Annotated in this window: 9 protein-coding genes; all 9 read left to right on the forward strand. The window is 61.1% G+C overall.

Annotated elements, in window-relative coordinates:
* Positions 1-127: 127 nt before the first annotated feature.
* A complete protein-coding gene (pilM, locus tag AC07SU_RS25290) occupies positions 128-781 on the forward strand; it encodes a type IV pilus assembly protein PilM (RefSeq protein WP_494998599.1) in 654 nt (217 codons plus the stop codon).
* Positions 781-1,332, forward strand: coding sequence for a PilN domain-containing protein (locus tag AC07SU_RS25295; protein WP_178918594.1), 552 nt, complete (start codon positions 781-783; stop codon positions 1,330-1,332). Before pilM ends, AC07SU_RS25295 begins: the two co-directional genes overlap by 1 nt.
* The gene (locus AC07SU_RS25300; RefSeq protein ID WP_494998570.1) at positions 1,329-2,300 is read left to right on the forward strand and encodes a pilus assembly protein PilP; all 972 of its coding nucleotides are present in this window, start codon (positions 1,329-1,331) and stop codon (positions 2,298-2,300) included. Before AC07SU_RS25295 ends, AC07SU_RS25300 begins: the two co-directional genes overlap by 4 nt.
* 69 nt (positions 2,301-2,369) lie before the next feature.
* The gene (locus AC07SU_RS25305; protein WP_494998600.1) at positions 2,370-3,695 is read left to right on the forward strand and encodes a type IV pilus secretin PilQ; all 1,326 of its coding nucleotides are present in this window, start codon (positions 2,370-2,372) and stop codon (positions 3,693-3,695) included.
* Positions 3,696-3,699: 4 nt separating this feature from the next.
* The gene (gene aroK / locus AC07SU_RS25310; RefSeq protein WP_017138567.1) at positions 3,700-4,218 is read left to right on the forward strand and encodes a shikimate kinase AroK; all 519 of its coding nucleotides are present in this window, start codon (positions 3,700-3,702) and stop codon (positions 4,216-4,218) included.
* 124 nt (positions 4,219-4,342) lie between these two features.
* On the forward strand, positions 4,343-5,443 hold the full coding sequence (gene aroB, locus AC07SU_RS25315; protein WP_176997228.1) for a 3-dehydroquinate synthase: 1,101 nt from the start codon (positions 4,343-4,345) through the stop codon (positions 5,441-5,443).
* A 10-nt stretch (positions 5,444-5,453) separates the two neighbouring features.
* Complete coding sequence (locus tag AC07SU_RS25320) at positions 5,454-7,013, forward strand: SPOR domain-containing protein (RefSeq protein ID WP_494998571.1); 1,560 nt, start codon at positions 5,454-5,456, stop codon at positions 7,011-7,013.
* Between the two features lie 350 nt (positions 7,014-7,363).
* A complete protein-coding gene (gene gltB / locus AC07SU_RS25325; RefSeq protein WP_494998572.1) occupies positions 7,364-11,809 on the forward strand; it encodes a glutamate synthase large subunit in 4,446 nt (1,481 codons plus the stop codon).
* Between the two features lie 32 nt (positions 11,810-11,841).
* On the forward strand, positions 11,842-13,260 hold the full coding sequence (locus tag AC07SU_RS25330; RefSeq protein WP_010213750.1) for an FAD-dependent oxidoreductase: 1,419 nt from the start codon (positions 11,842-11,844) through the stop codon (positions 13,258-13,260).
* The last annotated feature ends 144 nt before the right edge of the window (positions 13,261-13,404 follow it).

A 13,404-nucleotide genomic window follows, 5' to 3' on the forward strand; every position in this document is an offset into this window, starting at 1 on the left:
AAAAACGCTGGGCATTAAAGCATTTTTCGGCTTGGGGCGTCATTCGCACCACTTAAACAAGCCGACCGAATGCAGGGCGCCCAGCGGCAATCAGGCTGGTATGACAGGCAAAGTTTTAGGGAGTTTTATGAGAAAGGGATTTTTCAGGCGAAAAAACGACAGCATCCTGGGTATCGATATCAACGATGCCGGGATCAAGCTGATTGAGCTGGGTCGTTCAGGCAGTGGGTTTACGGTGCGGGGCTATGCCACGCAGGCGTTGGCGGCCCATGCCGTGGTTGATGGCACGCTGCTGGACCTTGAGGCAGTCGGGCACGCCTTGCACGAGGCTGTGTCCCGGTCGCTGGCCTCCACGCGGCTGGCGGCGGTTGCCGTTGCCGGGCCTTCAGTCATTACGCGCGTGATCGAGTTGGAGGCAGGGCTCAGCGACGAAGAAATGGTCTGGCGGATCCAGATGGAAGCCGACCAGTACATTCCCTACCCGCTGGATGAGGTGGCCATCGACTTCCAGGTCAAGGGACCTTCACCCCAGGACCCTGCCCGGGTAGAGGTGCTGCTGGCTGCCTGCCTCAGGGAGCAAGTCGAAGCGCGCGCAACGGTTTTGACCCGCACGGGCCTCGTGGCACAGGTGGTGGACGTCGAAGGGTTTGCATTGGAGCGCGCTTGCAGTCAGGATTTCGCCAGCTTCACGCCGGGCCATCGAGTCGATGGCGCACAATGGGCCGTGGATGCCCAAGGGATGGGAATTGCTTGCGGGTTGGCCCTGAGGAGTTTTGCTTGATGACACGCATCAACCTTTTGCCTTGGCGCCAGGCGCTGGAGCAGCGCAAGCGCAAATACTTTCTGATGTTTTTGCTGGCGTTCGGCTGTGCCGCACTCGCAGCGGTGTGGCTGGCAGACCAGGTGATCGATCAGGCCATCGACCGACAAGTGGCGCGCAACAGCCATTTGAACAAGGAAGTGGCCGTTGTCGACGCGCGTATCAAGACCATCGACAGCCTGCAGGAGCAGAGCCAGCAATTGGCTGAGCGGATGAAAGTCGTGCAGGACCTGCATGATGCCCGCTCCTCCAGCACCCAGATGTTTGATCAACTGGCCCGGGCGGTGCCCGAGGGCGTGCACCTGCACGAAGTGGTGGCCAACGGCGACACGATCAGCGTCAGCGGCAGTGCCGAATCCAGCCAGGATATCGCCCAACTGATGCGGCGCCTGGAGGCTTCGCAAGGTACCCATGCCACGCAGTTGCAGCATGTGCGTGCAGAGGGCGGGCGCGGAAACAACGAGTTTCAATTGATGGTGCGCCAGGGTGAGTCCACCGAGGCCCAGCCTTGAGCCTGCCCAGGCTCGACTTATCCACACTCTCTCACAACGCTACCAAATGGCCCCTGCCGGGTAAGGCCCTGTTGGGCTGCGCGCTCGCAGGCGTGGTGTTGTGGGTGGGTGATGGGTTGGTCGTGGGCCCATCCCGTGAGCAGTTGAAGGCGGCTGAGGCGCGTGAAGTCGTCTTGCAGCATGAGCTTGAGCAAAAAAACGCTGTTGCTTCCAGTCTCGACAGTCGCACGCGTCAGGTTCAGGTGATGCAGGACAACGTGTCGGGGCTTTTACGGCAGCTGCCCGGTGTGTCCGACATGCCTGGCTTGTTGGATGACATCACGCGACTGGCCGCGGCCAACGGTTTGGTGGTCGAGGATGTCACCGTGCTGGATGAACAGCCTGGTGCGCTTTATGTCGAGGAGCCCGTGCAGCTCAGTGTATTTGGCGGCTATCACGACTTGGCTGCGTTCGTCAGTGCCTTGGGTGGTTTGCCGCGAATCGTCACAGTGCATGATTTGGCGCTTCGCCGGGACGGCTCGATGCTGCGTCTCGATCTACTGGCAAAGGCCTATCGCAGCGCATCACCGCACGGCAAGCCTGGCTTGCCAGTCGAACCGGGGAAGCGTTTTGTCTACGCGGCGTCTTCCCTGCGTGACCCCTTTCAGTCGGCGGTGTCGCCAATCGATTATCTGCCTGGCCGGCCTGCGCCCGCGCCGGACCTGACCCGGGCCCGTGGGGCGCTAGAAAGTGTGTCGGTCGACCGGTTTGAAATGGTCGGCACGCTGTCACGTGGCGGGCAAACCTTTGTCCTGCTGCGTGCTGGGTCAACAGTGCACCGGCTTGCGGTCGGTGACTATCTGGGGCCGGACCATGGTCGGGTGACCTCCATTCAGGCTCAGCAAATGGAGCTGGCCGAGTTGTTTCCAGATGAAAGGGGCGCCTGGCTGGAGCGCTCGCGAATCCTCTTGTTAAACGTCAACTCATAACGGAATCAAACAATGAAAAGGACTTTCTCGTCCTTCGGTGTGGCGCTATGGATAGCGTTCACAGCACCGATGGCCTTCGCTGTGCCCAATCGCGTGGATCTGATCCAACTGCCACCACCTGTCAGTGCGCCTGTGAGCACCTATAGCGGCGACAAGTTGAGTCTCAACTTTCAAAACATCGAGCTGCGCACCGTGTTGCAGCAAATTGCCGACGTGGCCGGCTTGAACCTGGTGGCCAGCGATGAGGTGCAAGGCTCGATAACGTTGAGGCTCAAGGACGTGCCGTGGGATCAGGCGCTGGACCTGGTGTTGCAAAGCAAGGGTTTGGACAAACGAGTGCAAGCGGGGGTGTTGCTGGTGGCGCCTGCCGAAGAGCTCGCTGCCCGCGAACTGCTGGTGCTGGAGTCGCGCAAGCAAATTGCCGAACTGGCGCCCTTGCGTCGCGAGCTGTTGCAGGTCAACTACGCCAAGGCGGCTGACCTGGCCAAGTTGTTCCAGTCGGTGAGTGGCCTGGAAGGTGTCACGGATGAGCGGGGCTCAGTGGCAGTCGATGATCGCACCAATAACATCATTGCCTACCAGACCGGCGAGCGACTCGACGAGTTGCGACGCATCGTGGCGCAGTTGGATGTGCCAGTGCGCCAGGTGATGATTGAGGCGCGGATTGTCGAAGCCAACGTCGATTACGACAAAAGCCTGGGCGTACGCTGGGGTGGTCGGCTAAACCGGGGCAATTGGAATGCGGGGGGGATAAACAAGCCGCTCGCCGAAGGCGCCGAATTGCCGGAAAACCCACCCAGTTCGCCGTTTGTCGACATGGGTTCGCTGGCGGGGACTTCCGGCCTCGGCCTCGCCTTTATCACCGACAACCTGTTACTGGACCTTGAGCTGACCGCCATGGAGAAAACCGGCAACGGTGAAATCGTCTCGCAGCCCAAGGTGGTCACGTCCGACAAGGAAACCGCGCGCATCCTCAAGGGCACCGAAATTCCCTACCAGGAATCCAGCTCCAGCGGCGCCACGTCGGTGTCCTTCAAGGAGGCCTCGCTGTCGCTGGAAGTAACCCCGCAGATCACCCCCGATGGCCACGTGTTCATGGAGGTCAAGGTCACCAAGGACGAGCCCGACTACCTGAACAAGCTCAACGACGTACCGCCGATCAAGAAAAACGAGGTCAACGCCAAGGTGCTGGTCAAGGATGGCGAGACCATCGTCATCGGTGGGGTTTTCTCCAATACCCAAAGCAAAGTGGTAGATAAGGTGCCATTTTTGGGCGATGTGCCGTATCTTGGCCGCCTTTTCCGGCGCGATGTGCTGGCGGAGAAAAAATCCGAGCTGCTGGTATTCCTGACTCCGCGTATTATGAATAACCAGGCGATTGCTGTGAGTCGTTGATTCTGTGCGAAATTTGATTCTTGTAGGACCGATGGGGGCTGGAAAAAGCACCATCGGCCGTTTGCTGGCCAAAGAGCTGCGCCTGCCGTTCAAAGATTCCGACAAGGAAATTGAATTGCGCACGGGTGCCAATATCCCATGGATCTTCGATAAGGAAGGCGAACTGGGCTTTCGCGACCGCGAGCAGGCGATGATTGCCGAACTGTGCGGCTGCGATGGCGTGGTATTGGCGACCGGTGGTGGCGCAGTGATGCGCGATGAAAACCGTCGCGCGCTGCATGCCGGTGGTCGGGTTGTCTATCTGCATGCGTCGGTCGAGCAGCAGGTGGGCCGCACTGCCCGCGATCGCAATCGCCCGTTGCTGCGCACGGCTGATCCTGCAAAAACCTTGCGGGATTTGCTGACGCTGCGCGACCCGCTCTATCGGGAAATCGCCGATCTGGTGGTGGAAACCGATGAGCGGCCACCCCGAATGGTCGTCCTCGACATTCTGGAGCGCTTGCAGCAGCTGCCACCCCGTTAAAGCCAGGCCCGAAATGCGCTATTCTCGGCGGCGCGCCATGGCCCTTCGGAGTGTGGCGTAGAGCCATCAGGCGACGTCAGATCCGAGCGTTGCCGATCGTAAATATATCTTCACGCGGGGACACATGCAGACACTTAAGGTCGATCTAGGCGAGCGCAGCTACCCAATCCATATTGGCGAAGGTTTGTTGGACAACCCCGACTTGCTGGCACCGCATATCGCGGGGCGGCAAGTGGCGATCATCTCCAACGAAACGGTCGCGCCGCTGTATCTTGAGCGTCTGAGCCGCAGCCTGGCGGCGTACTCGGTGATCTCGGTGATCCTGCCCGATGGCGAAGCCCACAAGAACTGGGAAACCCTGCAACTGATTTTTGATGGCCTGCTGACCGCACGCCATGACCGCCGCACCACCGTAATTGCCCTGGGCGGCGGTGTGATCGGCGACATGGCCGGCTTCGCGGCCGCCTGCTACCAGCGCGGTGTGGACTTTATCCAGGTGCCGACCACGCTGTTGTCCCAGGTCGATTCGTCGGTGGGCGGCAAGACCGGTATCAACCACCCGCTGGGCAAGAACATGGTGGGCGCGTTCTACCAGCCCAATGCCGTGCTGATCGACACTGCCACCCTCAACACCTTGCCGCCCCGCGAGCTGTCGGCGGGCCTGGCGGAAGTCATCAAGTACGGGCTGATCTGCGACGAACCGTTCCTGACCTGGCTTGAAGAGCACGTCGACGCCCTGCGCAACCTGGACCAGGTTGCACTCACCGAAGCCATTTCCCGCTCCTGCGCCGCCAAGGCGTTGGTGGTGAATGCCGATGAACGAGAGTCTGGCGTGCGGGCCACCTTGAACCTGGGCCACACCTTCGGCCATGCGATCGAAACGCACATGGGCTATGGTGTGTGGTTGCATGGAGAGGCCGTGGCGGCTGGCACAGTGATGGCGCTGGAGATGTCGCAGCGCCTGGGCTGGATCACCGCCCAGGAGCGTGATCGCGGCATTCGCCTGTTCCAGCGCGCCGGGTTGCCAGTTATCCCGCCGCAGGAGATGACCGAGGCGGATTTCCTCGAACACATGGCAATAGACAAGAAAGTGATCGACGGTCGACTGCGACTGGTGCTGCTGCGCCACATGGGTGAAGCGGTGGTGACCGACGATTATCCGAAAGAGATTTTACAGGCCACGCTGGGAGCGGATTACCGCGCCCTGGCCCAGCTTAAAGGTTAATAAGATCCCGATGACTAGTTTGCATGCCGACGAGGCGTTCCTCGGCCATTACCAGTTAAGCCACGACCCTTTTGCTCCACGGGTGCCGGGCTTCAAATTTTTCCCGGCCCAGCGCAAGCCAGTGCTCGGCCAGTTGCACCATCTGGCGCGTTACAGCCAGCTGTTGTTGGTGGTAACCGGGCCTTTGGGCAGCGGCAAGACCCTGCTGCGCCAGGCGCTGGTGGCCAGCACCAACAAGCAATCGGTACAGAGTGTGGTGGTATCGGCCCGTGGTGCCGGTGATGCGGCGGGCGTGCTGCGCCAGGTCGCCCAGGCACTGGATGTGGCCACTGCCGAGCCGAACGCGATCCTCAAGCAGGTTGTTCAGCTGGGTCTCACTGGCCAGGAAGTCTACCTGCTGGTAGACGACGCCGAGCAGCTCGACGAATCCGCCCTGGAAGCGCTGCTGGCGCTGGCAGCGGGCACGCCGGAAGGCCGTCCGCATGTATTCCTGTTCGGTGAGTCGTCGTTGATCGCCGATCTGGAGCAGATCAGCGGTGATCAAGAGCTGTTTCACGTCATCGAGCTGCAACCGTACGAAGAGGAAGAAACCCGCGAATACCTGGCTCAGCGTCTGGAAGGTGCGGGGGCGGGTATCGAACTTTTCTCCGCCCAGCAGATCTCTGATATTCACGAAAGCTCCGACGGCTGGCCTGGCACCATCAACCAGGTTGCCCGCGATGCAATGATCGAAGCCATGATTGCCAGCCGCTCCGCGGTGAAGCGTCCAAAGATGGGGTTCACTATGCCTAAGAAGCACGTATTGGCTATTTCCGCGGTTGTCGTGGTTGCTGTAGCCGCCGCCTGGTTGATCCCGGGCCGCAGCAAGGCGCCGACGACTGCCGGCGCGCCAACCGAACAGGCGCAGTTGCCTCTGGGCAAACCCACGCCAAATGTCGAATTTGCCAACTCCGGCCAGCCGACCAACCTGCCGATGGTCGGCCAACCGGTCATGCGCGGCCCGTTGGCTGAAGAAGCCGGTGGTATCTCCGAAGGTGACGACGGTGTGCCGGTGGAAGGTTCCAGCGCGACGCCGCCAACCGTGACCACCACTGCACCGCCTGCAGGCGTGCCAGCGGGCCAGCCAGCGGCGGTTGCCAAGCCGACCCCTGCGCCGACCGTTGCCACCGCCAAGCCGGCGCCTGTGACCAAGCCGGTTGCCCCTGCGCCAGTCGCCAAGCCAGCTCCAGCGGCCAAGCCTGTTGAAAAACCGGCCGCCACCGTTGCCAAGGCCGGTGCCGCGGGCAGCAGCTGGTACGCCAGCCAGCCGACCGGCAACTTCGTGGTGCAGATCCTTGGCACCAGCTCCGAAGCCAACGCCCAGGCGTTCGTGAAAGAGCAGGGCGGCGAGTACCGTTATTTCAAGAAAGTGCTCAACGGCAAGCCTCTCTACGTGATCACCTACGGCAACTTCTCCAGCCGTGCAGCAGCCGATTCTGCGATCAAAGCCTTGCCAGCGAAGGTTCAGGCTGGTAAACCTTGGCCACGCACTGTTGCCAGCGTTCAACAAGAACTCGCAACAACTCGCTGAAGATCCGGCGGCCTTACCCAGGCCGCCCTCCCGGCACCTCAAAAAAACTACAACAGCGTGCAGCCCTGAAGGCCGCGCGCTTTGTGGTGTCTGCGTCACAGTAGCTTTTGAGTCGTAGCGGTCCGAACTAAAAAAGTTTTGACTAGCACAGCATATCGCTTTAAACCTTTCATAAATGCGACATAGATTTGCGACATTTCGTCGCTAAATTTGTGAGCGTTCGTGTCGGTGTGTACAATGACCTCCCTTTTGCCCCCGCTAAGCCGGCGTACGTTCGGCGTGGAAGGTAACCGGTTGAATTGAAAAGAAATTTGCCTCGATATAAGAGGCAGCCTGGTGAGAAAGTGTCTATGAAAGCAGGTCTGTACCAACCCGATGAATTCAAGGATAACTGCGGTTTCGGCCTGATAGCCCACATGCAGGGCGAGCCCAGCCATACCCTTTTGCAAACGGCCATCGAGGCCCTGACCTGCATGACCCACCGCGGTGGGATCAACGCCGACGGCAAGACCGGTGACGGTTGTGGCTTGCTGATTCAAAAGCCCGACCTGTTCCTGCGTGCTGTCGCAAAAGAGCAATTTGCAGTCGACCTGCCCAAGCAATACGCCGTGGGCATGGTGTTCTTCAACCAGGACCCGGTCAAAGCCGAAGCTGCTCGCGAGAACATGAACCGCGAGATCCTGGCTGCCGGCCTGCAACTCGTCGGCTGGCGCAAAGTGCCCATCGACACCAGCGTACTCGGCCGCCTGGCCTTGGAGCGCCTGCCGCAGATCGAACAAGTGTTCATCGCAGGTGACGGCCTGAGCGACCAGGACATGGCGATCAAGCTGTTCAGCTCCCGTCGTCGCTCGTCCGTGGCCAACGCCGCCGACACCGACCACTACATCTGCAGCTTTTCCCACAAGACCATCATTTATAAAGGCCTGATGATGCCGGCGGACCTCACCGCCTTCTATCCAGACCTGAGCGATGAGCGCCTGCAAACCGCGATCTGCGTGTTCCACCAGCGCTTCTCCACCAATACCCTGCCGAAATGGCCGCTGGCCCAGCCGTTCCGCTTCCTCGCCCACAACGGCGAGATCAACACTATCACCGGTAACCGCAACTGGGCCGTGGCCCGTCGCACCAAGTTCACCAACGACTTGATGGACCTGGAAGAGCTCGGCCCGCTGGTCAACCGCGTGGGTTCCGACTCCTCCAGCATGGACAACATGCTCGAGCTGATGGTCACCGGTGGTATCGACCTGTTCCGTGGCGTGCGCATGATCATTCCGCCAGCGTGGCAGAACGTCGAAACCATGGACCCGGATCTGCGTGCGTTCTACGAGTACAACTCGATGCACATGGAGCCGTGGGACGGCCCGGCCGGCGTGGTCATGACCGACGGTCGCTACGCAGTGTGCCTGCTCGACCGTAACGGTCTGCGCCCGGCGCGCTGGGTCACCACCACCAACGGTTTCATCACCCTGGCGTCGGAAATCGGCGTGTGGGACTACAAGCCCGAAGACGTGATCGCCAAAGGCCGCGTAGGCCCTGGCCAGATCCTGGCCGTGGACACCGAAACCGGGCAGATCCTCGACACCGACGCCATCGACAACCGCTTGAAGTCGCGTCACCCGTACAAGCAATGGCTGCGCAAGAACGCCCTGCGCATCCAGGCGACCATGGAAGACAACGACCACGGTTCGGCTTTCTACGATGTCGACCAGCTCAAGCAGTACATGAAGATGTACCAGGTCACGTTCGAAGAGCGCGACCAGGTGCTGCGTCCGCTCGGCGAGCAAGGCTATGAAGCCGTCGGTTCCATGGGCGATGACACGCCGATGGCCGTGCTGTCGCAGCGCGTGCGCACGCCGTACGACTACTTCCGCCAGCAGTTCGCTCAGGTGACCAACCCGCCGATCGACCCGCTGCGCGAAGCCATCGTGATGTCGTTGGAAGTGTGCCTCGGTGCCGAGCGCAACATCTTCCAGGAATCCCCTGAGCATGCGTCCCGCGTGATCCTCAGCTCGCCTGTGGTGTCCCCGGCCAAATGGCGCTCGTTGATGACCCTGGATCGCCCGGGCTTCGACCGTCAGATCATCGACCTGAACTACGACGAGAGCCTCGGCCTTGAAGCCGCTGTGCGCAACGTCGCCGACCAGGCCGAAGAAGCCGTGCGCGCCGGCCGTACCCAGATCGTGTTGACCGACCGTCACATTGCCCCGGGCAAGCTGCCGATCCACGCCTCCCTGGCCACCGGCGCGGTGCACCACCGCCTGACCGAGAAAGGCCTGCGCTGCGACTCCAACATCCTTGTCGAAACTGCCACCGCCCGTGACCCGCACCACTTTGCGGTGTTGATCGGCTTTGGCGCCTCGGCGGTGTACCCGTTCCTGGCCTACGAAGTGCTGGGCGACCTGATCCGTACCGGTGAAGTGCTGGGCGACCTCTACGAGGTGTTCAAGAACTACCGCAAAGGCATCACCAAAGGCTTGCTGAAGATCCTGTCGAAGATGGGCATCTCCACCGTCACGTCCTATCGCGGCGCTCAACTGTTCGAAGCCATCGGCCTGTCCGAAGAGGTCTGCGAACTGAGCTTCCGTGGCGTGCCAAGCCGCATCAAGGGCGCGCGTTTCGTCGACATCGAAGCCGAGCAGAAAGCCCTGGCAGCCGAAGCCTGGAGCGCGCGCAAGCCGATCCAGCAAGGCGGCCTGCTGAAGTTCGTGCACGGTGGCGAATACCACGCGTACAACCCGGACGTGGTCAACACCCTGCAAGTCGCTGTGCAGCAGGGCGACTATGCCAAGTTCAAGGAATACACCTCGCTGGTGGATAACCGCCCGGTGTCGATGATCCGTGACCTGTTCAAGGTGAAGACCCTGGACACAGCCATGGACATCAACGAAGTCGAGCCGCTGGAGTCGATCCTCAAGCGCTTTGACTCCGCCGGTATCTCCCTGGGCGCCTTGTCGCCTGAGGCTCACGAAGCCCTGGCCGAAGCCATGAACCGCCTGGGTGCGCGTTCCAACTCCGGCGAAGGTGGTGAAGACCCGGCGCGCTACGGCACCATCAAGAGCTCGAAAATCAAGCAGGTCGCGACCGGCCGCTTTGGTGTCACTCCGGAATACCTGGTCAACGCCGAAGTGCTGCAGATCAAGGTGGCCCAGGGCGCCAAGCCCGGTGAAGGCGGCCAGCTGCCAGGCGGCAAGGTCAACGGCCTGATCGCCAAGCTGCGTTATGCCGTGCCGGGCGTGACCCTGATCTCGCCTCCACCGCACCACGACATCTACTCGATTGAAGACTTGTCGCAGCTGATTTTCGACCTGAAACAAGTCAACCCGCAGGCGCTGGTCTCGGTGAAACTGGTAGCTGAAGCCGGCGTGGGCACCATCGCCGCTGGCGTGGCCAAGGCCTATGCCGACCTGATCACCATCTCCGGCTACGACGGCGGCACCGGCGCTTCGCCGCTGACCTCCATCAAGTACGCTGGCGCACCGTGGGAACTCGGCCTGGCCGAAACCCACCAGACCCTGCGCGGCAACGACCTGCGCGGCAAGGTGCGTGTACAGACCGACGGCGGCCTGAAAACCGGCCTCGACGTGATCAAGGCTGCGATCCTCGGCGCCGAAAGCTTCGGCTTCGGGACTGCGCCAATGATCGCCCTGGGCTGCAAATACCTGCGCATCTGCCACCTGAACAACTGCGCCACTGGCGTCGCCACTCAGAACGAGAAGCTGCGCAAGGATCACTACATTGGCACCGTCGACATGGTGGTGAATTTCTTCACCTACGTCGCCGAAGAGACCCGTGAGTGGCTGGCCAAGCTGGGCGTGCGTTCCCTCGAAGAGCTGATCGGCCGTACCGATCTGCTGGAAATCCTCGAAGGCCAGACCGCCAAGCAGCACCACCTGGACCTCACGCCGTTGCTCGGCAGCGATCACATCCCGGCTGACAAACCGCAGTTTTGTGGTGTGGACCGCAACCCGCCTTTCGACAAAGGCCTGCTGGCCGAGAAGATGGTGGACATCGCCGGTCGCGCAATCAGCGAAGCCAGCGGTGGCGAGTTCGAACTGGATATCTGCAACTGCGACCGTTCCATCGGCGCGCGCATCTCCGGTGAGATCGCACGCAAGCACGGCAACCAGGGCATGGCCAAGGCGCCGATCACCTTCCGCTTCAAGGGTACTGCGGGCCAGAGCTTTGGCGTGTGGAACGCCGGTGGCCTGCACATGTACCTGGAAGGCGACGCCAACGACTACGTGGGCAAGGGCATGACCGGCGGCAAGCTGGTGATCGTTCCGCCTAAAGGCAGCGTCTACAAGACCCAGGACAGTGCCATCATCGGCAACACCTGCTTGTACGGCGCCACCGGTGGCAAGCTGTTCGCCGCCGGTACTGCCGGCGAGCGTTTCGCCGTGCGCAACTCCGGTGCCCACACCGTGGTGGAAGGCACTGGCGATCACTGCTGTGAGTACATGACCGGGGGCTTTGTCGCGGTACTGGGCAAGACCGGTTACAACTTCGGTTCGGGCATGACCGGCGGTTTCGCCTACGTGCTCGACCAGGACAACACCTTCGTCGACAAGGTCAACCACGAGTTGGTCGAGATCCAGCGGATCAGCGGCGAAGCCATGGAATCCTACCGGAACCACTTGCAGCACGTGCTGGACGAGTATGTCGAGGAAACCGGCAGCGAATGGGGCCGCAACCTCGCCGAAAACCTCGATGATTACCTGCGTCGTTTCTGGCTGGTCAAGCCCAAGGCTGCCAACCTGAAATCGTTGCTTTCCAGCATCCGTGCCAACCCGCAGTGATATGCGCCTGAAGAGTTTGATGAGGTTTTAACATGGCTGAACGTCTGAATAACGACTTCCAGTTCATCGATGTCGGGCGCAAAGATCCGAAGAAGAAACTGTTGCGTCAACGCAAGAAAGAGTTCGTGGAAATCTACGAACCCTTCAAACCCCAGCACTCGGCCGACCAGGCCCACCGCTGCCTGGGGTGCGGTAACCCGTATTGCGAATGGAAGTGCCCGGTGCACAACTTCATTCCCAACTGGCTCAAGCTGGTGGCCGAGGGCAACATCCTCGCTGCCGCCGAGCTGTCGCACCAGACCAACACCCTGCCGGAAGTCTGCGGCCGGGTGTGCCCGCAAGACCGTCTGTGTGAAGGTGCCTGCACCCTCAACGACGGCTTCGGCGCGGTGACCATCGGTTCGGTGGAGAAGTACATCACCGACACCGCGTTTGCCATGGGCTGGCGCCCGGACATGTCCAAGGTCAAGCCGACCGGCAAGCGCGTCGCCATCATCGGTGCCGGTCCTGCTGGCCTGGGCTGTGCCGACGTGTTGGTACGCGGCGGCGTGACCCCGGTGGTGTTCGACAAGAACCCGGAAATCGGTGGCCTGCTGACCTTCGGCATCCCCGAGTTCAAGCTGGAAAAAACCGTACTGAGCAACCGTCGCGAAGTGTTCACCGGCATGGGCATTGAGTTCCGCCTGAACACCGAGATCGGCAAAGACGTGACCATGGAGCAACTGCTCGAAGAATACGATGCCGTGTTCATGGGCATGGGCACCTACACCTACATGAAGGGCGGCTTTGCCGGTGAGGACCTGCCAGGCGTCTACGACGCGCTGGACTTCCTGATCGCCAACGTCAATCGCAACCTGGGCTTTGAAAAGTCGCCGGAAGACTTCGTCGACATGAAAGGCAAGAAGGTTGTGGTGCTGGGCGGTGGTGACACCGCGATGGACTGCAACCGTACCTCGATCCGCCAGGGCGCCAAGTCGGTGACCTGTGCCTATCGTCGTGACGAAGCCAACATGCCGGGATCGCGCAAAGAGGTGAAGAACGCCAAGGAAGAAGGCGTGAAATTCCTCTACAACCGTCAGCCGATTGCCATTGTCGGTGAAGACCGTGTCGAAGGCGTGAAGGTGGTCGAGACCCGTCTCGGCGAGCCGGACGCCCGTGGCCGCCGCAGCCCCGAGCCGATCCCGGGTTCCGAAGAGATCATCCCGGCCGACGCCGTGGTCATCGCTTTCGGTTTCCGCCCAAGCCCGGCGCCGTGGTTCGAGCAGTTCCAGATCCAGACCGACAGCCAGGGCCGCGTCGTAGCCCCGGAACAAGGCCAGTACAAGCACCAGACCAGCAACCCGAAGATCTTCGCGGGTGGCGACATGGTGCGTGGTTCTGACCTGGTGGTGACCGCGATCTTCGAAGGCCGCAACGCCGCCGAAGGGATCCTGGATTACCTGCAGGTCTGATTGGAACGCGTCCTGTAGGAGCCGGCTTGCCGGCGATAGCGGTGGTGAATTCACCGGCGCCATCGCAGGCAAGCCAGCTCCCACACAAACCCCATTCCACATTGGGGTTTGCGACGCCAGTCATTGCGACAAATTGACCCGATA

It is taken from the genome of Pseudomonas sp. GW821-FHT05H12 (genome assembly GCF_059419385.1).